Here is a 21369-nt window from a genome sequence, read left to right as displayed (position 1 = left end):
CTATGAGAATTTGATTTCGGTTCTGCTCTTTTTTTGTAAAAAATAAAACCCTAAAACGCTATGAAAAGCGAACATGTGTTAAAATGGCATATGTAATTTTTTGTGAGGGGGCAAAGCTGTGGATTACAAGCAGTTAAAAAGAGAGATAATAGACTATGCTCATTCTATAGGTATTGATAGTATAGGTTTCACAACTGCAGATCCATTTGATGAGCTAAAACAGAAATTAGAAAGTTATCATTCCAGAGGGTACGCATCTGGATTTGAAGAGTCCGATATAGCTTTAAGAACTGAACCTAGATTAAGTTTACCAAGTGCGCGTTCTATTATTGCTATTGCGGTAGGTTATCCGAATAAATTGAAGGGTGCACCTAAAAGTGTAAGAGGAGATAGACGCGGTATGTTCGCAAGAGCTTCTTGGGGAGAAGACTATCATACAATTATGCGGAAAAGACTTGATAAACTAAGTGAATTTCTTAGAGAACGAGTGCCAAATGTTGAAATACAATCTATGGTAGATACTGGTGTCTTATCTGATAGGGCAGTAGCTGAAAGAGCTGGGCTAGGTTTTGTAGGCAGGAATGGTTTTGTTATCTCACCTGAATTAGGTACATGGACATATTTAGGAGAAATGTTAGTAAGCATACCATTTGAGCCTGATGACCCTATTTTAGATAGTTGTGGAGACTGTACGATATGTGTAGACCGCTGTCCTACTGGTGCTTTGGTGGGAAATGGTCAATTAAACAGTCAAAAATGTATTAGCTTTTTAACTCAAACGAAAGGCTATTTGAAGGATGAGTATCGTTATAAAATTGGAAATCGTTTATATGGATGTGATACTTGCCAGCAAGTATGTCCAAAAAATAGAGGCATTAATACGCAACATGATGATATCGTTCTTGAACCAGAAATATTAAAGCCGCGATTAGTCCCATTACTTCAAATGAGTAACAAAGAATTTAAAAATACTTACGGGCATTTAGCTGGTGCTTGGAGAGGTAAAAAGCCAATTCAACGAAATGCGATTATCGCCTTAGCGCATTTTAAGGAAGAAAATGCGATTCCTGAACTTAAAGAAGTCGCCTTAAATGATCCTAGACCGATGATTAGAGGAACTGCTTATTGGGCTATAGGACAAATTCAAGGAGAAGACGCACGACATTTTATAAATGAAAATTTTGAAAAAGAAATAGAGGAAGTCCAAGTTGAAATGAAAAAAGGCTTGGAAATGAGGAGAGACTAACTATGACGAATCATATCGTTTTATTCCAACCAGAAATACCTGCAAATACAGGCAATATTGCTAGAACGTGTGCAGGAACACTTACACATTTACATCTTATTAAGCCTTTAGGATTTAGTACAGACGATAAGATGTTAAAAAGGGCTGGTTTAGATTACTGGGAGCATGTAAACATTACTTATCACGAAAGTATTGAAGCGTTCTTTGAAAGTACCGAAGGAAATTATTATTTGTTAACTAAATTTGGAAAACAAACTTATAGTGATTTTAATTTTTCAAATACTGAAGAGGAACATTATTTTATTTTCGGTAGAGAAACAACTGGCCTTCCTGATTGGGTGAAAGAGAAATATGCTGATACTGCATTAAGAATACCTATGAGTGATAAAATTAGATCTTTGAACTTATCTAATACAGCCGCATTACTTATTTATGAGGCATTGAGACAACAACAATTTCCAAATCTTTCATAAATTAATTTTCAGGAAAAATAAAAGTGAATGTAATAATGTAGATAGAAATGTTATATTTAAACATGAAGAATTGACATTCAAGCGTAATAGTTTGGTTTGACAAATAACTCAAATGGGTATATTTGAAATTAATATCAATCATTCTATGTAAAGAGCAAACTTAGAGGAGTGTAATGAATATGGCAATGAACTTTAAAGTATTTGATAATAATGAAAGAGTAGCAGAATACGCTGCTGATATTATTCGTAAACAATTTAATAACAATCCTACAACAATTGCAGGATTTCATTTAGACAAGGACCAAGCGCCTGTTTTAGATGAACTTAAGAAAAACGTTGATACACACGCTGTAGACTTTAGTCAAATCAATATCTTAGATTATGACGACAATCGCTCTTATTATGAAGCTTTAGGAGTACCTGAAAGTCAAGTTTATTCAATCTCTTATGAAAAAGATGCAATTGAATTTATCTCAGATAAAATGAAAACGAAAGAAAATAAAGGAAAATTAATCCTTCAAGTTCTTTCTATCGATGAAAATGGCAAATTAGATGTTAGCGTACGACAAGGTTTAATGGAAGCTAGAGAAATCTTCTTAGTAGTCACTGGTAGCAATAAACGTGATGTGATTGAGAAATTATATCGTGAAAATGGTAAATCTAGTTATGAACCAGCAGATTTAAAAGCACATCGTATGGTTAATGTTATCTTAGATAAAGAAGCGGCTGCAGGTTTACCTGAAGACGTTAAAGAGTACTTCACAGCACGTTTTGTCTAACCATAGAGATTGTGGGGGAAAACAATGGCTAAAGAACAAGAATCTAAATTGAATTATCATGAAGAAGAAAATGCAATGGTGACAGATTTAGATGATTTGAAAGAATTAGGTGAAGAAATGGAACAAATTTCAGAAGAGAATGATGAAGACAAACTGAATCAATCTCATGACGAAGACGTACGTTCCGACCTACAAGATAAATAATTTAATAATGGGGCAAGGATGGCTAGAATTGTAAGAAGCTTGTTATAAGCACACTTTCAATTTCACCATCTACTGGCCAAAATGTTTAAGGAAACTGAGATCATTAATACATCTCAGTTTTTTTATTTTTGAAAATTTATGTCACCAATCAACTTTGTACCATGCTTATCTCCCTCATCAATCACAATTGTGATATCATACTTAATAGTGATTAACACAAGGAGATTTAAAATATGCTAGGAAAATATTGGATACATTTAATGATAGCGACTGTGATTATAAGTTTAATCTCAGTCAAAGGCTTTCCTCTTGCTTTAGGAGCACTATACTTGCCCTTACTTTTTAAAATTGTGCAATTACAACTTAATCTCTCTAAAGGATTAGTAGATGACGTGAGTGCACAAACGTTTATTAAAAGTAATCAATCTGGTGTAATCATTAGCGTCATTTGTTGTTTAGCAATTACAGGTATACTGATTTATACCTTGAATGATTTTTATAGCCGACTTACTGGCATTTTAGGATTTTTAGTCCAAATTAGTCCTGTCACAATAGTAATAAGCGCCATATTATTCATATTATTGGCAATTGCGATTGTTCAAGCGACTAAAACTAAATATAAACATTCTTAAATTTCACATAGTTGAGACCTTAATTATTTTAGTAGATAAGCAAAGTAATTAGGGTCATTTTTATTATGTAAACGTTTCACCTCATCGTTGCCCATCTAAATTAAATAGTGCTATACTACAAATAAATAAAGACAATAAGGGGAGAGAAATGTATGTCAGTCAGAATTGAACATGATACTTTTGGAGAAATTGAAGTACCTGGAGATAAATATTGGGGTGCTCAAACTGAAAGAAGTAAACGTAACTTTCCAGTAGGTAAAGAACGTATGCCAATTGAAGTCGTTTATGGGTTTGCACAATTAAAAAGAGGTGCTGCGTTAGCCAATCATGAACTTGGTAAGTTAAGTGATGAAAAGAAAGATGCAATCGTATATGCTTGCGACCGTATTTTAAAGGGAGAGTTAGATGAACACTTCCCATTAGTCGTTTGGCAAACAGGTAGTGGTACACAAAGTAACATGAATGTGAATGAAGTTGTCAGCTACGTAGCAAATGAATACTTAAAAGAACATAATAGTGATGAATCAATTCATCCAAATGATGATGTTAATAAATCACAAAGTTCTAATGATACATTCCCTACAGCTATGCATGTCGCTTTATATCATGAAGTTGAAACAAAATTAGAACCAGCACTTAAAAACTTACGTGATACATTAAAAGAAAAAGAAGACCAATATCAATCAATCATTAAAATTGGACGTACACATTTACAAGATGCGACACCAATTAAATTAGGCCAAGAAATCAGCGGTTGGCGTTACATGTTAGACAAATGTGAAGAATTGCTAAGCGAATCTAAAAAACATATCCTTAGCTTAGCTATTGGTGGAACAGCTGTAGGTACAGGTATTAACGCGCATCCAGAATTTGGTGATAAAGTTGCAAAATTCATTTCAGATAATACAGGTTATCCATTTGTTTCATCTGAAAATAAATTCCATGCATTGACAGCACATGATGAAGTTGTTCAATTACATGGTACACTTAAAGCTTTAGCTGGCGATTTAATGAAAATAGCTAATGATGTGAGATGGTTAGCTTCAGGTCCACGTGCTGGTTTAGCTGAAATTTCTATTCCTGAAAATGAACCAGGCTCATCTATCATGCCGGGTAAAGTTAATCCTACTCAATGTGAAATGTTAACGATGGTAGCAGTACAAGTGATGGGTAATGATACTGCTGTAGGTTTCGCAAGTTCACAAGGTAACTTTGAACTGAACGTGTTTAAACCAGTTATTCTTCATAATACGCTACAATCAATTTATTTATTAGCTGACGGTATGCAAACGTTTAATGATAATTGTGCTGGAGGTATTGAGCCAATCGAAGAGAACATTAATAATTACTTAAATCAATCATTAATGTTAGTTACTGCACTTAACCCTCATATTGGTTATGAAAAAGCAGCTCAAATTGCTAAAAAAGCTCACAAAGAAGGTTTAACTTTAAAAGAATCAGCTATTAATAGTGGCTATGTGACAGAAGAACAATTTGAAGAATGGATTAAACCAGAAGATATGGTTGATCCTCACTAAAATTTATTTAAATAACTAAAGCGAAGGAACATTAGACATTTATAATTTGTCTATTGTTCCTTCGCTTTTATTTTGGTATCGTGTTTCAATCCTCAACTATTTCTTATCATCTAAACTTACTGAAATCAGTTCGCGTGTAAGTGGATGAATGAATTCAATTTGATGACTGTTTAATTCTAATTGACGTAATGTAGAATCGCCATACAGAGGGTCACCAATGACAGGATGACCTATTTCAGCCAAGTGTACACGTATCTGGTGTGTACGCCCCGTGTCTAATTTAATATCAAGTTGACAGACACCTTCTTTAATCATTTGAGAACTTAAGATATGTGTAATCGCACGTTGGCCAGTATTTGAAATTCTGCGTTTATTAGGATGAAATTTATCCTTACCAATAGGCATATCTATCGTTTGTGGTTTAATAGGCAACAATGCTTTTACATTCGCTTTATAGACACGCGTAATTTGATTATCTTCTAACATTCTATCCAATATTTTCTTCATAATAGGATTCTTTGCTACGATCAGTAAGCCCACTGTTTCTTGGTCAAGACGATGGATTGGCTCAACATAGTCACTATCTATCGTATAAATAATGTGATTCATTAAAGTGTTACTTTCTTTTAAATCATTAGGATGCGTTTTAACACCTTTAGGTTTCATAACGATGGCTAAATCATCATCTTCATAATAGATTTGTGCGTAACGATAACTAGGTAAATAATTACTTTTTTCTTCTGGCGTGGGCACAATGACCTCGTCCCCAGTGACAACTTTGTCAGTTAATTTAGCTTGTTGCTCATTGATTTTTATCTCTTTTGACATATTCAGCTGATGTAAATCCTTCTTAGGAAGTTTCAATTGTTGAAATATCTCTCTTAACGTATATTCATTATATTGTTCAGGTATCGTAAATTTCATAATATCCTCCTATAGTTTCTATATCATCATATCACAAATTATTTATTCTCTATATCATGTTTATTTTTTGAAAAATGAATCCTCAAACACTTTTCAATGATGTATTTAACTCTATTTTTAAAATAAAGCGAACCCATGTATAATGTAAATAATATGGATAAAGTATTGGGGCGATAAAATGGAGAAGCCAACTAGACTCGCATTGCTAAAGGAAATAGCAGAATTTCTTAATGAGGAAACTGAAATGTATAGCATGATGCATGGGGGTTTACGTTCACTGATAGATGGTAGTGACTTCACTACGGGATGGATATTCTTCATCAATCAGGAAGGTGAGCATGAACTTGTATCAGCAGTTGACCTCCCTGGTGCATTATCGAAAAAAGAGTGCCATTATATGACAGTAGGAAGCTGTTGGTGTGTACAGGCATATCATAATAGGAAGCTAACGAAGGCTTCTAATATCATCAATTGTTCGAGAATTAATTTAGCAAATCGTGCATATCATGAAGAAACGGAAGGTATTACGCATCATGCAACTGTGCCTCTTCGTTCCGGTGAAGAACAATTTGGACTACTCAATGTCGCTTCTTCGAACAAACAACATTATAGTGAAGAAGATTTAGAATTACTGGAGTCCGTAGCATTTCAAATCGGTTCTGCAATTAAACGTATTTTACTTACGGATAGAGAGAAATAGGCGGCTAAAATTAATGAACGGAATAGGTTAGCACGTGATCTTCACGAATCGGTCAATCAGATGTTATTCTCATTAAAATTAACTGCCCATGCAGCTCAAGGTATGACTGAAGATGAATTCTCTAAAAAGGCCTTTAAAACAATTGAAGAAACAAGTCAAAATGCTGTGAATGAAATGAGAGCACTGATATGGCAGTTAAAACCTGTCGGGTTAGAACATGGGCTGGTGCATGCTTTAAATAACTATAGCCATGTCTTAAATCTTGATTTAGAAGTGCATGTTGATGGTCTGATTGATTTATCCAATTATATTGAAGAAAATGTCTATCGTATGATACAAGAAGCAATGAATAATGTTCGAAAGCATGCGGATACCAATGAAGTATTCTTGCATTTAACACAAGATAAAGCACATTTAATCATTCAAATTGTTGATTCAGGAAAGGGATTTGACCTTAACTCAATCAATGATAATACTTCTAATGGTTTGAAGAACCTTAAGCAACGTACACATGCGATGGATGGTAAAATAGACATCAATTCAACGCCTCAACAGGGTACGTCGATATCAATTAGGATACCTTTAAAGTAATTAAAAAGGAGAAACATTATGCATAAAGTAGTATTAGTAGATGATCATCATATCGTACGACAAGGATTAGAATTTTTACTTTCAACAGTTGAAGATTTAGAAGTAGTCAAAGGCTTTTCTGACGGGCAATCGTTCTTATCATTTTTAAAGGAAAATGAAGAACCTGACATCGTATTGTTAGACTTAGTTATGCCGGAAATGAACGGGATAGAGATTACAGAAATACTAAAAAAACAATATCCACAAATTAAAGTATTAGTATTAACGAGTTACGTGGATGACGAACATGTTATTTCAGCCATCGATAAAGGCGCAGATGGTTATGAGATGAAAGATGTCGAACCTCAGAAACTTATTGAAACGATACATAAAGTTTTAAACGGTGAACGTATTATTCACCCAGAAGCTAAAAATGTAATTGAAGCTGTATCTAAGAAACCTCATTTTACAAATAAATTATCCAAGCGCGAAGTAGAGGTCTTAAGAGAAATGGTGAAAGGGAAGACGAATAAAGAAATTGCTCAAACCCTGTTTGTCTCGGAAAAGACTATCAAAACTCACGTCAGTCATATCTTTAATAAGTTGCAAGTCACGGATAGAACACAAGCAGCAATTTATGCGATGGAAAATAAATTAATTTAATTGTCATAAAAAGTTCAATTTATTAGTACTCAATTTAAAATTCAAATTAAAGTTGAGCGGATACCGTTAAATGTAAATATTTAATTATTTTGATAATTTTGCCTTTAATAAAAATAGGTAGAAAAACACGATTCACTCTTTTATTTTTATTAAAAATATATTAAGATGTAATTTGTGTTTCAAGAAATGTGTATAATTGCAATTTCTTGTGTCCGGATAAAATATTTCCAATTAGAAAGGTAGATAAATAGAATGGATAGACAGAGTTTCACAGATTTAATTCAGACAAAATTTAAAATGGTTCGTATTGAAGCGGGTTATACGCAAGATACAATGGCCCAAACAATTGGCCTTTCAAAGAAAACATTAGTACAAATTGAAAAAGAAAGAGTTTTACCTAACTGGACGACATGTGTATCAATTTGTGCATTATTTAGAGATTCAGATGTATTAAATAGCACATTTGGATGTGATCCTTTAGAAATCGTACAAACGATTTCAAGAAATCATTGTGCGTATCCAAATCACGCAACAACAAGCGATATTTATTGGAATACAATCGAAACACGTAATGGCTTTATTTTACAAAGCAATAAAGTGAGCAATATTTACCGTGTGTTAAATGCTGATAAACAACCTATCTTCGGTACTTCTAAAATGAGAGAAGCAGAAACATATTTCAATAGAAATGCTAAAGAAGAATTAGTACACATCTAATTCTCTTTGAAAAGTGATAGTAGAATCTAGAAACGATTTAGTCACTTTATTAAAATGATAGATTAACGCTATGATAATAATATTTACACGTAACGATGAACTCAATCTTTTGATTTCATCGTTTTATTTTTACTATTTTAGTTTAAGTCAAAGTTTAATAGCACGAGTGAAAGGTTAAATGGTGTTATAATCGAAACACATTTTAAATTGATACAAGGGAGTCAAGGTTATGCATGCCTTTTTAATTATTGTTTTTATGGCCATTATTGGCGCTTTAATCGGTGGTATTACAAATGTTATCGCAATACGAATGTTATTCCACCCATTTAAACCATATTATATTTTTAAAATGCGAATCCCATTCACACCTGGATTAATCCCCAAACGACGAGATGAGATTGCGAATAAAATAGGCCAAGTCATTGAAGACCATTTAATTACAGAGGAAATGATTCGTGAAAAACTCAACCAACCTCAATCAAGAGACGCGATTCATGATTTAGTTCTTACACAAATTCATAAACTCAAAGGTAAAGATGCAACAATTGAAAATTTTGCACAGTTCTTTGATATTAATATTCATGAAGTGATAGATGGAAAGGTTAGCCCCGCAATCGAAGGGCAATTGAACGCCTTCTATTATAATCATCAACACGAAACAATACACCATTTGCTTCCCAAAGAACTTATCGAATTAGCTGACCATAAAGTAGAAGATATAGCAGATTTATTATGTGAACGAGCAAAGGTTTATTTAAACTCAGATAAAGGTGCGCATGATATTTATGATATGCTGGATACCTTTTTTCAGGAAAAGGGAAAAATAGTAGGTCTTCTACAAATGTTTATGACAAAGGAAAGTATCGCGGAGCGTATACAGCATGAATTGATTCGTCTTACTCAACATCCGAAAGCGCGTACGATTATTAATCAAGTGATTCGAAACGAATATGAGACGCTAAAGAATAAAACATTAATTGAATTAATTGATAAAGAACAATTTGAAAATATTTCCAAGTCAACAAGTGAACTTGTTTTATCGTATATGAATTTGAATGATAAAGTACGAATACCTATAAGCGAATTAGCACCTCAATTGCTTCATTATTTGGAAAATGAAGCAGCAACTAAAATAACATCTGTCATTGTGCATAATATTTCTCAACATCTTACAAAAATTATGCAAAAGATTAATTTACGACAACTCATCGAAGATCAAATTAACACGTTCGAATTAGATTATATTGAAAATTTAATTATAGAAATTGCCAATAAAGAATTAAAATTAATCATGTCATTAGGTTTTATTCTTGGAGGTATTATCGGTTTATTCCAAGGTGTGATTGCAATCTTTGTCTAACGGTGACATATATGTTAAAGTAATTTATGAGTGGTTAAAACACAAATTAACTCAAAGGAGTGCAATGAACTATGGCAGTAAATTTATATGATTATGCAAATCAATTAGAACAAGCTTTAAGAGACAGTGACGAATATAAAGCGATTAAAGATGCATTTGCAAAAGTTAAAGAAAACGAAGAATCAAAAAAATTATTTGATGAATTCCGTGAAACTCAAATCAGTTTCCAACAAAAACAAATGCAAGGTGAAGAAATTCCTGAAGAAGACTTACAAAAAGCTCAAGAACAAGCTCAAGAAATCGAAAAAGATGAAAATATCTCTGAATTAATGAATGCTGAGCAAAAAATGAGCCAAGTATTCCAAGAAATCAACCAAATCATCGTAAAACCATTAGATGAAATTTACGCTGACTAATTGATAGGTCTTTAGATTTAGTTTGGAAGATACAACTTCTAGACTTAATATTTGCCTTAGAAAGGTTATGATTATAATCTTTCTAAGGCTTTTTTCATATGATTAGGCACCATCATTTGAGTTAAATATCGTATTCAGTTCAATTCCATTATATGACGCCTAATTTTCAGATGAATGATACTCTTAGTCGTCGACTGAACTTTAAGTGTTATGGTAAAATAATTAAATATAAAGTAAAGTTATTTTTCATGATACATAGTTTATTAATTTATTGTCATTCATCTATCTTAATGCTAACTTTTTTTATTTTTATCAATAATTGAAGTACATTCAAATTGCATTATATCTTTTAACTTTACGGCTTTTCTAAGGAGAATTAAACTTATGGTTAAATTTATACACTGTGCCGACTTACACTTAGACAGTCCCTTCAAATCTAAAAGTCATTTGAGTCCTAAAATATTTGAAGATGTTCAAAAAAGTGCATATGAAAGTTTTAAAAATATTGTAGATTTAGCATTACAAAAAGAAGTAGATTTTATCATTATCGCGGGTGATTTATTTGATAATGAGAATCGTACGCTCCGTGCGGAAGTCTTCCTAAAGGAACAATTTGAAAGATTGCGTAAAGAGCAAATATTTGTATACGTATGTCATGGAAACCACGATCCTTTGACTTCAAAAATATCTGCAAATTGGCCTAACAATGTTTCTGTATTTTCGAATCAAGTAGAAACCTATCAAGCCATCACTAAAGACGGGGAAACTATTTTTATACATGGATTTAGTTATCAGAATGATACGAGTTATGAAAATAAAATTGATTCCTATCCTTCAAGTCAAGGACAAAAAGGAATACATATCGGCGTTCTACATGGCACTTATAGCAAATCGTCTATAAATAATCGCTATACTGAATTCCGATTAGAAGATTTAAATAGTCGCCTCTATCATTATTGGGCGTTAGGACACATTCATGAACGTGAACAATTAAGTGATATGCCTGTGATTAACTATCCAGGTAATATCCAAGGTAGACATTTCAACGAGCTAGGAGAAAAAGGATGTTTGCTCATAGAGGGTGACCATCTCAAATTGACTACAGAATTTTATCCTACACAGTATATTAAATTTGAAGAGGCCACGATCAATACAGATCATACCTCTAAACAAGGTTTATATGAGGACATTCAATCATTCAAAGACAAGGTAAGACCTGAGGGTAAAGCGTTCTATCGATTAAAGGTAATGGTTAATAGTGAAGATACCATTGCCCCTCAAGATCTTATCCAAGTGAAAGAAATGATTACAGAATTTGAAGAAAATGAAAATCAATTCGTATTCATAGAGGATTTAAATATTCAATATGTTCAAAATGATGAATCACCTCTTGTGAATGAATTTTCTTCTGATTTATTAGAAGATGCCTCAGTATTTAATTCTGCTATGAGTGACTTGTATCTTAATCCAAGAGCTTCAAAATTCTTAGATGATTATACAGAATTTGATAGAACTGAATTAGTCAATCATGCGGAAAGTCTGTTAAAAGATGAGTTGAGAGGTGAACAAAATGATAATTAAATCGCTTGAAATATATGGATATGGTCAATTTGTTCAGCGTAAAATCAATTTTAATAAAGGATTCACTGAAATTTTTGGTGAAAATGAGGCAGGTAAATCAACTGTACAAGCATTTATCCATTCTATTTTATTTGGTTTCCCTACTAAAAAGTCTAAAGAGCCTAGACTTGAGCCACGTTTAGGTAATCAATACGGTGGAAAGTTAGCCTTAATATTTGATGATGGTATAGAAGCTGAAGTAGAAAGAATCAAAGGTAGTGCACAAGGCGATGTTAAGGTATATCTCGCTGACGGTACAGTGCGTGATGAGGCTTGGCTTAATAAGAAATTAAATTATATTTCTAAAAAGACATATCAAGGTATATTCTCATTTAATGTATTAGGTCTGCAAGACATACACCGTAATCTCGATGAAAAGCAATTACAAGATTATTTATTACAAGCGGGTGCACTTGGATCTACTGAATTCACAAGTATGAGAGACACAATTGGTCATAAAAAGGACGAGTTATACAAGAAATCAGGCAAGAATCCAATTATTAATCAGCAGATAGAACAACTTAAACAACTTGAAAGTCAAATACGTGAAGAAGAGAGTAAATTAGATACGTATCATCGATTAGTAGACGAAAAAGACAAATCCTCACGTCGTTTAGAGCATTTGAAACAAAACTTAAATCAGTTGTCTAAGATGCATGAAGCTAAACAAAAAGAAGTGGCACTTCATGATCAAACTCAAGAATGGAAAGATTTAGAACAAGTGCTTAATATTCAGCCTATCCATTTTCCTGAAAAGGGCATAGATCGATATGAAACTGCGAAGTCTCATAAGCAGTCACTAGAAAGAGATATTGGTCTTAGAGAGGAACGTTTAGCGCAATTAAATAAAGACGCTGAAAGCATTCATCCTGTAGAGCAGAAAGATATCGATGCGTTTAATGGACTGTATCAACAAGAAGAGGAAATTAAACAAAAAGAATATGAACTACGTTCAATTGAAAAAGATATTTCAGATAAACAACGAGAGAAGGACAGTCTACAAGCAAATATAGGATGGAATGAACCTCATCATGAAGTGGACAGTTCTGAAGCAATGAAAAGTCATGTAAGTGAACAAATTAGAGGTAAGCAAGAACAAAGTGCCTATATTTTACAATTAGAGCGTGGCATTGAAGATAATAAAATTGAACGTAATTCCAATACCAATGAGCTCGATCAACTTGAAAATGATTTAGTTCCTGAAGAAACATTTGAGAAGAAAAAAGAATACGCACAACAAGTGTTGGAACTTCATGAAAAAGAGAATTTATATGAAAAATTAAAAGAATCATTTGAAGAAGAACAGGTTCGTAAAAATCAACGTCAGAAACTATTGAGAATTTCATTTATAGTACTAGCACTGATTGGTGCGGCACTTACTGTCTTTTCATTTGTAACAGCAAATATGATATTTGGTATTATTTTTGCAATTTTGACTGTCATCTTTATTGTAGGTATTTTCCTATCAAAAACTAAAGATGTCGATTATAGTACAGCAATGGCTCAAGAAATTAATGACTTAGAGAATCAACTCGATCAACTTGAAAGCAACTATGATTTAGAATTTGATTTAGATCATCAGCATCGTATTCGTGAACAATGGCAAAATGCCATTAAAACGAAAGAAATGTTAGATGAAAAACATAACTATTTAAATCAAACGATGAACGAAGCACAACATCGTCTTCATTCATTAACTGAAAGTATCGATAAAGTAAAAGAAGAGTTACATTTATCTCCTAAGATTTCTGATGAACTTATTGTCGATAGCATTACGACAATGGGGAATATTAAATCACATGATAAATACGTACAAGCGTTAAATCAGAAGCGCACACAACTAGTTAGTGAAATCGACCAATTTTACCAACATGCTGAAGATGTTACACAATCTCATTTTACTTATTTTAATAAAATGTCATTCTTCCATGATGTTAAACAGTGGTTGAAAAACGCTGAAGAAAATAACGATAGTTGGCGTAAAAATCAAGATGAAACACAATTACTCTCAAGTGAACTTAAACAACTTAAAACGCGTTTAAATGAAAACAACAGTGTCATTAAAGAATTATTTAATCATGTGAGTGTTGAAGATGAAGAAAGCTATTATAAACATCATCAAGACTATGAAACGTATCATAATAATTTAAATCGTTTTAATGATTTAACAAAATATCTTGAGAATCAAAACTATTCATACGAAATGAGCTCAAAATTAAGTGAAAAAACAACAGCTCAATTAGATGAGGAAGATAGTACTTTAGCTAGACAAGTTGATGATTATAATGATCAATATCTCGAGATGCAAGCTGAGGTAAGTGATTTAAATGCTCAAATTAATCATATGGAAACAGATACAACATTAGCGCATTTAAGACATGAATATTATAGCTTGAAAAATAGACTCAACGATATTGCGAGAGATTGGGCAAGTTTAAGTTATCTACAAAACTTAGTAGTGGAACATATTAAACAAATTAAAGATAAGCGTTTACCTCAAGTTATCAATGAAGCAATTTCAATATTTAAGTACTTAACTAACAATGCTTATACGATGATCAATTATTCAGAAGATGATACGATTCGCGTTAAACATGCCAACGGACAAGTATTTGAACCAATGGAATTAAGTCAATCTACTAAAGAGTTGTTATATGTTGCTTTAAGAATTAGTTTAATTAAAGTTTTAAAACCGTATTATCCTTTCCCAATTATTGTCGATGATGCATTCGTTCATTTTGATAAACATAGAAAAGAAAGAATGTTAAATTATTTAAGAGATTTATCTAAAAATTATCAAGTGCTTTATTTCACTTGCACTAAAGATAATATGATTCCATCTAAAGAAATGATTATTTTAAATAAACTAGAGGAAGGCGGGAAATAATGAGAAATGTAGAGAATTTAAATCCCGGCGATTCAGTTGATCACTTTTTCTTGATTCACCGTGCAACGCAAGGTGTAACTGCACAAGGTAAGGACTATATGACGCTTTACCTTCAAGATAAAAGTGGCGATATAGAAGCTAAATTATGGACTGCGACCAAAGAAGATATGCAAACATTAAAACCTGAGGAAATTGTTCATGTTAAAGGTGATGTGATTAATTATCGTGGTCGTAAACAAATGAAAGTGAATCAGGTGCGCTTAGCGAAACCAGAAGATAACTTATCAACGAAAGATTTTGTTGATGGCGCACCTATGACACCCGGGAAATTCAAGAAGAGCTCTCTCATTTTATGTTAGAAATTGAAAATGCAAGTTTACAGCGCATTACACGACATTTAATAAAGAAATATCAAGATAGTTTCTTTACGTATCCTGCTGCAAGTTCACATCATCATAACTTTGCGAGCGGTTTAAGTTATCACGTATTAACAATGTTACGTGTAGCTAAGTCGATTTGTGATATATATCCGTTGTTGAATAGAAGCTTATTATACAGTGCGATTATTTTACACGACTTAGGAAAGGTAAGAGAATTAAGTGGTCCTGTTGCAACAACTTATACAGTTGAAGGTAATTTGCTTGGACATATTTCTATCGCTAGTGATGAAGTAGCTGAATCAGCTAAAGAATTAGGTATAGAAGGTGAAGAGGTGATGTTGTTAAGACATATGATTTTAGCGCATCACGGTAAAATGGAATTTGGATCACCTAAATTACCACATTTAAAAGAAGCTGAAATTTTGTTCTTTATTGATAATATCGATGCTAAAATGAACATGTTTGAGAAAGCCTTCAAGAAAACAGACAAAGGGCAATTTACTGAAAGAATTTTTGGTTTGGAAAATAGACAATTTTACAATCCAACAAGTTTAGATTAATTAGAAGTAGAAGTGCAAAGCTTTCTTATGAATAATGGTACGAATTCACATCAATTTTGTGACTAAATCATTATTGACATAGAAAAGAAGCTTTGCACTTTTTTATTTCAAATTTAATCCAAGAAAGTTCAATGTTATAATATATAAGTCGCCTATCTTCTCTTCTCAGGCGTCAATATGACAAGGGAAGGAGGTGCATATATGCTTTTTGATATCTTTGTACACATCATGACCACAGCAACAAGTGGTTGTATCGTTGCATTATTTGCGCATTGGCTACGCAACCGCAACGGTAAACGCAAATAGGCGACACACAAGAATAGCCACACCATAAAAAATCCCCTCACTACTGGCATAGTGAGGGGATTTGGTGCATATACGCTTGATATCTTTGTTAACTATAGTATAACACTTTAACGCTTAAATGCAAAAGTATAAACCATTTAACAACGTTTAGTAAGTTTTAAGAAGCACTGCTTGTTAAACCAGAAGAGCCTGACGCGCCACCTTGAGATGATTGTTGTTGCTGTTGTTGTTGTTTGATTTTATCTGGGTCTAAGATAGAATCTTCTACAGCTTTTTTAATATCTCTATCTTTATAATCAACTTTGTAATCATCTAGTAAGTCTTTGTAAGCATCAGTTAATAATTTAGGTTTTTTCTGTACTTTTTGTTCAATAATTTTTTCTTTAAGATTAGATTTCTCTTTATTAAAGTCTGTTTCTTTATCTGCTTTGATAATATGGTAACCGTAGTCTGTTTTAACTACTTTAGAAACTTGACCTTCTTTTAATTTAAATAGCGCTTTTTCGAAGCTATCTACCATTTGACCTTTAATGACATAACCTAATGAACCATCTTTCTTAGCTGAAGAACTATCCATTGATTCTTTCTTAGCTATTTCACCAAACTTGCTAGGATTTTTTTCTACTTCTTTTTGGATTTTTTCAGCTTTTTCTTTAGCTTTCTTATCAGATAAGCCTTCTTTATCGCTAGATTTTGATTTTACTTTTATTAAAATATGAGAAGCTTTCTTAGAGTCATCTTTAATTTCTTTATCAGAAACTTTTACTTTATCTAGAAGTAATTGTTTTTGGTAGGCAGAAAGTTTTTTCTGTTCTTTATAATCATCTAGTGACATACCTTGTTGTTTAAGCATACTTTCAAATTGATCTTTACCACCATATTGTTTTTCTTCTTTTTTAATATCTTCATCAACATCTTTAGTATTCACTTTATCTTTATATTTATCTGCTAAGATTTTGTTTAAAACGATATTGAATGAAGTATTCGCAATTTGCTCTTTACCAATTTTCTTCATTACGTCAGCAACTTTTACATCACCTGCTTTTGAAGAAATAAGCGTGTTGTCTTTAGATTCAGTTGCGTTTGAACCACAAGCACCTAGTAACAGTGCACTAGCAGTCACGGGAACAATAATTTTATTCATTAATTTCATAAGTTGATAGCTCCTTTATGTATTAATCATCGTAAATATAACATATTATTGAATGACTACCAATTAGAAACCCCCTTCCTAAGACTATAGTATGACTAGGAAAGGGGGAAAATGAACTAAATTTTATAATGTTCTAAATTGAATACTATGTTTATATTTATGAAAATTCAATATAAATTCACAAATGAATGTTTAAATACTTTTTAAAGAGATGTTCTAGTGGCACGAGGATTATTTACTTTATTTAAAATATGAAGCCCAGACTGATGTTCTTCGACATAATGACCATCATTTGAAAATAGCAATATTTTTAAATATAAAATATCCATCATTGAGAACCCAATATTTAACGAAAGTAAGAACATGAAGTAATGACCATACTGTGGAAAATGAATACTCAATAATATGAATATGCCAGATAATACAATAATAGGTAAAATTAAATTAATACAATAATAAATTTTATGGATAGGTGTATTCACATATGTATTAAAATATGGAAGCCACTTTTTATTTACTAATTTATGAACTCTAAACGATTTATAAAATGGTAAAAAGAAAACTAAATGCATCACTTTATGAATAGGGTACATGAGTACGATAAATAATAATAAAATCAGAAAGTGTTTGTCAGAGAGTGGTGTGTTAGAGAAATAATACATGATCTCGTAACTGACTAAAAAAGTGATGATTGTAGCTACAATACTTATAAATGTGATTCTCTGAATACCGAATCTCGCATGAATATCAATTTGTCGAGTACATAAAAACATAATTTAATCCTCATCTCCATGTTAATGTTCGTTACGTATTATCTACGTCTTTATGAGAATAGTCAAGGCCTTAAAAGTATAGACGTTGATAAAAAGAGGGCGCTTAAATATCATTCGTGTTTATACGCATAATTATAGTTGAAAATAAAAAAGCTATGGGCTCGACCCATAGCTCGCGTTAATTACTTATCTTTTGAGAAAGCATTACTCATGTCTTCTCCGCGATTTTGTAAATTTTCGATATGTGATTGTAGTTTTTCGATATTAGGATTAATGTCTGATTTAAAGTTACCAATTAAGTCTTTAAATTCATCACCAATTGAACTACCATATTCAACGCTTTCATTTTTGATTTGTGAACCATAATTAAGAATATCGTTAAATGTTTGTTTCATATTCTCAATTTCACGTTCAAGTTCTGATTGTGCACCAGTGGGTTGGCTAGCATCAATCGTATTATGTTTAACACTATGGTCGTCACGGTTTCTTAAAGCGACTGCAAATCCAGCTGCAGCACCTACACCTAAGCCAAATAATATTCTTGTGACTTTCATTCTTATTCTCCTCACTTTATATGTCGAATAATTGTATTATTTTTATCATACCCAGTATAACAAGGAATATGCATAATTATTAAAATTGTGCTTGAATTTGTTTAGCGATTTCTTTTTTAGCCTCATCATCAATTGTATCTTCATGAGTTTCCCATTTATAACCAAAGCCATCTATATCATTCTCATATCTTGGAATAAGATGGAAGTGTAAATGGAAGACAGATTGATCTGCAAATTCTCCATTATTTTGTATGATATTTAAGCCATCCGGGTTAAAAGCAGCTTTAATCGCATTTGCTACTTTTGGTAAAGCTACGCCAATATGTTTCATTGTTTCTTCATCTGTCTCATAAATATTTGCTGAAGCCTTTTTTGGTACCAATAAGGTATGACCTTTAGTCACTTGTGAAATATCAAGAAAGGCATAAACGTAATCATTTTCATAAATTTTAAAACTTGGAATCTCTCCAGAAATAATCTTACTGAAAATAGTTTCTGACATAGCACGACACTCCTCTAAAACATGTGATAGTCATTATTATAGCATTCCTACATATAAAACAACATCATAGCAATGCTAATTTTAGGTTTAAAGCACTTTTTTTGGTACAATAGTTGGCATGGAGGTGCCTTATGACAGTAAAAGTTGAACATCTTACAGGGGGATATGGCAAACGACCTGTGATTAAAGATATTAATTTTGAATTGAATAAAGGCGAAATCGTTGGCTTAATTGGTCTCAACGGAGCAGGTAAAAGCACAACGATTAAACACATGCTAGGATTACTGAATCCTATGGAAGGATCTTTATCCATTTCAGATACAAATATTAATGATGATATTGAAGTTTATAGAAGAAAATTATCTTATATACCAGAAGCACCAGTGATATATGAAGAATTGACATTAGAAGAGCATATTGAAATGATAGTTATGGCTTATCACTTTAGTAGAGAAGAAGCTATGCGACGTGCAGAACCGTTATTAAAGGTTTTTCGTTTAGAAAATGAATTAAAAGTGTTTCCTAGTCACTTTTCTAAAGGTATGAAGCAAAAGGTAATGATTATCTGTGCATTTATCGTCGATCCTGAATTATATATCATTGATGAACCATTTTTAGGTTTAGACCCATTAGGAATACAATCCATGCTTGATTTAATGGTAGAAAAGAAAAATGAAAATCGCACAGTTTTAATGAGTACACATATATTAGCTACTGCAGAGCGCTATTGTGATCGATTTATTATTTTAGACCATGGAAAAGTGGTGGCATTCGGCAATCTTGAAGAATTGCGTGAACAAACAGGATTAAAAGAGCAGTCGTTAGATGACATCTATATCCATGTGACACAAGGTGGCAATGCCTATGACTAATGAAGCATTAACCTTGTTCAATAAAAGATACAAGGCGATTCGTAAAGAAAAAAGCTATTATAATAAATTTATATTTAATGGTCACTTTACTGTGTTTTTACTTATTTTATTAGGCGCGTTTATTTTTGGTTATGGTGAATGGCTACAGCATATTCCTAAACACATTGATTATGCTTTATTCTCAAGTATAGTAGTAGCTTTTATATCATTATTTCCAATACGTACATTATTGAAGGACGCCGATAGAATTTTTCTATTACCATTTGAAAAGCATATGAAAGATTATATGAAAGTAAGTTTAATTTATAGCTATAGTGCTAAAATTTTCTTGCAAATCATACTTATTATTGTGCTATTTCCACTTTTTTATAAATTAAATAACCATCATTTTGGATTTTACATTGCATTTGCTATAAGTGCCTTAATATTTCCTTATATAGGCTTATTGGTTAAGTGGCAATGGTTGAAATTGAAATTATCGACGTGGACTGTTAATTTAACTTTATTTGTATTATTTGCTTTAACGTATTATTTAACTTTAAGATTTCATAATTATTTCGCGATTATTTTTATTCTTATTTTAGTTGGTCTTTTCTTTATTTTGAAAATGAAAAGCAAAAAGCAATTATATCCATGGGAGAAAATGATAGCGATAGAGCAACAACATCACACAAATTATTATAAATTCGTAAATATGTTTACGGATGTGAAACATTTAAGAGCAACTGCAGTACGAAGAAGTTATTTAGATTTCTTACTTTCTAAACCTAAAGGTAAGAAGTTTAATGAGAATCGTATGTACTTATTCTTATTTGTGAGAAGCTTTGTGAGAGGGAGAGATGCGTTTAGTATCATTCTGAGATTAGTCATCATTGCTTTAGTGCTAATGATATGGCTATCTAATCCTTTCGTTTCTATAATAATAGGAAGCTTATTTATGTATATTACCTTATTACAAATGTCTCAGTTTTATACACAACAAGCTTATGGATTATGGCCTCAAGTGTGGCCAGTATCTGATACAAAAGTGATTAAAGGATATGAACAATTTTTATATCGTCTGATGATCATAGTAGGAACGATATTTACCATTGCATTCGTGATTAAACATCCTGCATTATTCTTTTTCGCAATCGTATTCTTTATAGTAGGGTGGTTAACGATTAGAAGTACTGTGAAGAAACTGAAATACCAAGAAACACTATTAAGAGATTAAAAAAAGTTTGGGCAACAAGTCCATTTTTTAAAGATAAGCGAAGTATTGATGGCGACACGCCTGCAGGAATAGCATGCGTCTTGAGACTACTTGCAGAGTTAATTGATTTTTAAAAGGCAGGCTACGCAGTAGCTGATTGATGTTGAGCTAATGTAGGCTCAACATCTAATCATCCTTGCGGGGGTGATAATACGAATTCTTAAATTCTAGAATTCTGTATCACTCCCAAGCCATGCCCGCGGCAAGGGAGCTAAGCAATACGAAGTATTGAATTAAAAAAAGCAGTAAGAAGATTTCTAATTGAAATCATCTTACTGCTATTAT

At 32.2% G+C, this 21369-nt stretch carries 20 protein-coding genes and 2 pseudogenes; 17 read left to right on the top strand and 5 right to left on the bottom strand.

Annotation, left to right across the window (positions count from 1 at the left end):
- The first annotated feature begins 118 nt into the window (after nucleotides 1-118).
- From queG to fumC, 6 genes are all read left to right on the top strand, one after another.
- On the top strand, nucleotides 119-1246 hold the full coding sequence (queG, locus tag HMPREF3264_RS05555) for a tRNA epoxyqueuosine(34) reductase QueG (protein ID WP_070872361.1): 1128 nt from the start codon (nucleotides 119-121) through the stop codon (nucleotides 1244-1246).
- A 2-nt stretch (nucleotides 1247-1248) separates the two neighbouring features.
- Nucleotides 1249-1719 (top strand): tRNA (uridine(34)/cytosine(34)/5-carboxymethylaminomethyluridine(34)-2'-O)-methyltransferase TrmL, encoded by a 471-nt coding sequence (gene trmL, locus HMPREF3264_RS05550; protein ID WP_070833381.1) that lies wholly within the window; start codon nucleotides 1249-1251, stop codon nucleotides 1717-1719.
- A 179-nt stretch (nucleotides 1720-1898) separates the two neighbouring features.
- Entirely contained in the window at nucleotides 1899-2498 is a 600-nt protein-coding gene (locus tag HMPREF3264_RS05545) for a 6-phosphogluconolactonase (RefSeq protein WP_070872359.1), read from the top strand.
- 24 nt (nucleotides 2499-2522) lie between these two features.
- Nucleotides 2523-2702 (top strand): SAS053 family DNA gyrase inhibitor, encoded by a 180-nt coding sequence (locus HMPREF3264_RS05540; RefSeq protein ID WP_070872357.1) that lies wholly within the window; start codon nucleotides 2523-2525, stop codon nucleotides 2700-2702.
- Nucleotides 2703-2935: 233 nt separating this feature from the next.
- Nucleotides 2936-3334 (top strand): hypothetical protein, encoded by a 399-nt coding sequence (locus tag HMPREF3264_RS05535; RefSeq protein WP_070872354.1) that lies wholly within the window; start codon nucleotides 2936-2938, stop codon nucleotides 3332-3334.
- Nucleotides 3335-3486: 152 nt separating this feature from the next.
- Entirely contained in the window at nucleotides 3487-4872 is a 1386-nt protein-coding gene (gene fumC, locus HMPREF3264_RS05530; protein WP_070872351.1) for a class II fumarate hydratase, read from the top strand.
- Between the two features lie 96 nt (nucleotides 4873-4968).
- Here fumC and HMPREF3264_RS05525 read toward each other — a convergent pair whose 3' ends face one another.
- On the bottom strand, nucleotides 4969-5796 hold the full coding sequence (locus tag HMPREF3264_RS05525) for an RluA family pseudouridine synthase (protein WP_070833371.1): 828 nt from the start codon (nucleotides 5794-5796) through the stop codon (nucleotides 4969-4971).
- Nucleotides 5797-5974: 178 nt separating this feature from the next.
- On the opposite strand from HMPREF3264_RS05525, the pseudogene HMPREF3264_RS05520 reads away from it, so the two are divergent.
- The 9 genes and pseudogenes from HMPREF3264_RS05520 to HMPREF3264_RS05480 all read left to right on the top strand — a co-directional run bounded on the left by HMPREF3264_RS05520 (nucleotide 5975) and on the right by HMPREF3264_RS05480 (nucleotide 15975).
- A pseudogene (locus HMPREF3264_RS05520) lies at nucleotides 5975-7087 on the top strand (GAF domain-containing sensor histidine kinase).
- 18 nt (nucleotides 7088-7105) lie between these two features.
- Nucleotides 7106-7729 carry a response regulator gene (locus tag HMPREF3264_RS05515; RefSeq protein ID WP_070833365.1) on the top strand — a complete coding sequence of 208 codons (624 nt, stop codon included), beginning with the start codon at nucleotides 7106-7108 and terminating at the stop codon, nucleotides 7727-7729.
- 252 nt (nucleotides 7730-7981) lie between these two features.
- The gene (locus HMPREF3264_RS05510) at nucleotides 7982-8446 is read left to right on the top strand and encodes an XRE family transcriptional regulator XdrA (RefSeq protein ID WP_002443555.1); all 465 of its coding nucleotides are present in this window, start codon (nucleotides 7982-7984) and stop codon (nucleotides 8444-8446) included.
- Between the two features lie 229 nt (nucleotides 8447-8675).
- Nucleotides 8676-9806, top strand: a complete 1131-nt coding sequence (locus tag HMPREF3264_RS05505; protein WP_070872348.1) for a DUF445 domain-containing protein — start codon at nucleotides 8676-8678, stop codon at nucleotides 9804-9806.
- A gap of 71 nt (nucleotides 9807-9877) precedes the next feature.
- Nucleotides 9878-10222 (top strand): YlbF/YmcA family competence regulator, encoded by a 345-nt coding sequence (locus tag HMPREF3264_RS05500; protein ID WP_002443551.1) that lies wholly within the window; start codon nucleotides 9878-9880, stop codon nucleotides 10220-10222.
- A 384-nt stretch (nucleotides 10223-10606) separates the two neighbouring features.
- On the top strand, nucleotides 10607-11803 hold the full coding sequence (locus HMPREF3264_RS05495) for a metallophosphoesterase family protein (protein WP_070872346.1): 1197 nt from the start codon (nucleotides 10607-10609) through the stop codon (nucleotides 11801-11803).
- Nucleotides 11793-14729 carry an ATP-binding protein gene (locus tag HMPREF3264_RS05490; protein ID WP_070872344.1) on the top strand — a complete coding sequence of 979 codons (2937 nt, stop codon included), beginning with the start codon at nucleotides 11793-11795 and terminating at the stop codon, nucleotides 14727-14729. Before HMPREF3264_RS05495 ends, HMPREF3264_RS05490 begins: the two co-directional genes overlap by 11 nt.
- Nucleotides 14729-15669: pseudogene (gene yhaM, locus HMPREF3264_RS05485) on the top strand (3'-5' exoribonuclease YhaM). The gene HMPREF3264_RS05490 and the pseudogene yhaM overlap by 1 nt, the downstream one beginning before the upstream one ends.
- A 201-nt stretch (nucleotides 15670-15870) precedes the next feature.
- The gene (locus tag HMPREF3264_RS05480; protein WP_037541522.1) at nucleotides 15871-15975 is read left to right on the top strand and encodes a type I toxin-antitoxin system Fst family toxin; all 105 of its coding nucleotides are present in this window, start codon (nucleotides 15871-15873) and stop codon (nucleotides 15973-15975) included.
- A gap of 157 nt (nucleotides 15976-16132) precedes the next feature.
- On the opposite strand, the gene HMPREF3264_RS05475 is transcribed toward HMPREF3264_RS05480, so the two are convergent.
- The 4 genes from HMPREF3264_RS05475 to HMPREF3264_RS05460 all read right to left on the bottom strand — a co-directional run bounded on the left by HMPREF3264_RS05475 (nucleotide 16133) and on the right by HMPREF3264_RS05460 (nucleotide 18957).
- Nucleotides 16133-17128 carry a peptidylprolyl isomerase PrsA gene (locus HMPREF3264_RS05475; protein WP_070833357.1) on the bottom strand — a complete coding sequence of 332 codons (996 nt, stop codon included), beginning with the start codon at nucleotides 17126-17128 and terminating at the stop codon, nucleotides 16133-16135.
- A gap of 203 nt (nucleotides 17129-17331) precedes the next feature.
- A complete protein-coding gene (locus HMPREF3264_RS05470; protein WP_002443541.1) occupies nucleotides 17332-17901 on the bottom strand; it encodes a DUF3267 domain-containing protein in 570 nt (189 codons plus the stop codon).
- 182 nt (nucleotides 17902-18083) lie between these two features.
- The gene (locus HMPREF3264_RS05465) at nucleotides 18084-18455 is read right to left on the bottom strand and encodes a YtxH domain-containing protein (protein ID WP_002443539.1); all 372 of its coding nucleotides are present in this window, start codon (nucleotides 18453-18455) and stop codon (nucleotides 18084-18086) included.
- A 79-nt stretch (nucleotides 18456-18534) separates the two neighbouring features.
- Complete coding sequence (locus tag HMPREF3264_RS05460; protein ID WP_002443538.1) at nucleotides 18535-18957, bottom strand: HIT family protein; 423 nt, start codon at nucleotides 18955-18957, stop codon at nucleotides 18535-18537.
- A gap of 131 nt (nucleotides 18958-19088) precedes the next feature.
- Between HMPREF3264_RS05460 and HMPREF3264_RS05455 the strand changes: the two genes are divergently transcribed.
- Nucleotides 19089-19829, top strand: coding sequence for an ABC transporter ATP-binding protein EcsA (locus HMPREF3264_RS05455; RefSeq protein WP_070872340.1), 741 nt, complete (start codon nucleotides 19089-19091; stop codon nucleotides 19827-19829).
- Nucleotides 19822-21045 (top strand): ABC transporter permease EcsB, encoded by a 1224-nt coding sequence (locus tag HMPREF3264_RS05450; protein ID WP_070872338.1) that lies wholly within the window; start codon nucleotides 19822-19824, stop codon nucleotides 21043-21045. The genes HMPREF3264_RS05455 and HMPREF3264_RS05450 overlap by 8 nt, the downstream gene beginning before the upstream one ends.
- The last annotated feature ends 324 nt before the right edge of the window (nucleotides 21046-21369 follow it).

The organism is Staphylococcus sp. HMSC62A08, from assembly GCF_001839105.1.
GTDB classification, from domain to species: Bacteria; Bacillota; Bacilli; order Staphylococcales; family Staphylococcaceae; genus Staphylococcus; species Staphylococcus caprae.
This window is presented reverse-complemented; position numbering and strand designations above follow the sequence as displayed.

Coding starts and splice junctions, on each gene's coding strand:
- HMPREF3264_RS05465 (WP_002443539.1), bottom strand. CDS start 18,455: ATGAAAGTCACAAGAATATTATTTGGCTTAGGTGTAGGTGCTGCAGCT.
- HMPREF3264_RS05510 (WP_002443555.1), top strand. CDS start 7,982: ATGGATAGACAGAGTTTCACAGATTTAATTCAGACAAAATTTAAAATG.
- trmL (WP_070833381.1), top strand. CDS start 1,249: ATGACGAATCATATCGTTTTATTCCAACCAGAAATACCTGCAAATACA.
- fumC (WP_070872351.1), top strand. CDS start 3,487: ATGTCAGTCAGAATTGAACATGATACTTTTGGAGAAATTGAAGTACCT.
- HMPREF3264_RS05455 (WP_070872340.1), top strand. CDS start 19,089: ATGACAGTAAAAGTTGAACATCTTACAGGGGGATATGGCAAACGACCT.
- HMPREF3264_RS05515 (WP_070833365.1), top strand. CDS start 7,106: ATGCATAAAGTAGTATTAGTAGATGATCATCATATCGTACGACAAGGA.
- HMPREF3264_RS05500 (WP_002443551.1), top strand. CDS start 9,878: ATGGCAGTAAATTTATATGATTATGCAAATCAATTAGAACAAGCTTTA.
- HMPREF3264_RS05535 (WP_070872354.1), top strand. CDS start 2,936: ATGCTAGGAAAATATTGGATACATTTAATGATAGCGACTGTGATTATA.
- HMPREF3264_RS05480 (WP_037541522.1), top strand. CDS start 15,871: ATGCTTTTTGATATCTTTGTACACATCATGACCACAGCAACAAGTGGT.
- HMPREF3264_RS05525 (WP_070833371.1), bottom strand. CDS start 5,796: ATGAAATTTACGATACCTGAACAATATAATGAATATACGTTAAGAGAG.
- HMPREF3264_RS05460 (WP_002443538.1), bottom strand. CDS start 18,957: ATGTCAGAAACTATTTTCAGTAAGATTATTTCTGGAGAGATTCCAAGT.
- HMPREF3264_RS05475 (WP_070833357.1), bottom strand. CDS start 17,128: ATGAAATTAATGAATAAAATTATTGTTCCCGTGACTGCTAGTGCACTG.
- HMPREF3264_RS05545 (WP_070872359.1), top strand. CDS start 1,899: ATGGCAATGAACTTTAAAGTATTTGATAATAATGAAAGAGTAGCAGAA.
- HMPREF3264_RS05490 (WP_070872344.1), top strand. CDS start 11,793: ATGATAATTAAATCGCTTGAAATATATGGATATGGTCAATTTGTTCAG.
- HMPREF3264_RS05450 (WP_070872338.1), top strand. CDS start 19,822: ATGACTAATGAAGCATTAACCTTGTTCAATAAAAGATACAAGGCGATT.
- HMPREF3264_RS05495 (WP_070872346.1), top strand. CDS start 10,607: ATGGTTAAATTTATACACTGTGCCGACTTACACTTAGACAGTCCCTTC.
- HMPREF3264_RS05540 (WP_070872357.1), top strand. CDS start 2,523: ATGGCTAAAGAACAAGAATCTAAATTGAATTATCATGAAGAAGAAAAT.
- HMPREF3264_RS05470 (WP_002443541.1), bottom strand. CDS start 17,901: ATGTTTTTATGTACTCGACAAATTGATATTCATGCGAGATTCGGTATT.
- HMPREF3264_RS05505 (WP_070872348.1), top strand. CDS start 8,676: ATGCATGCCTTTTTAATTATTGTTTTTATGGCCATTATTGGCGCTTTA.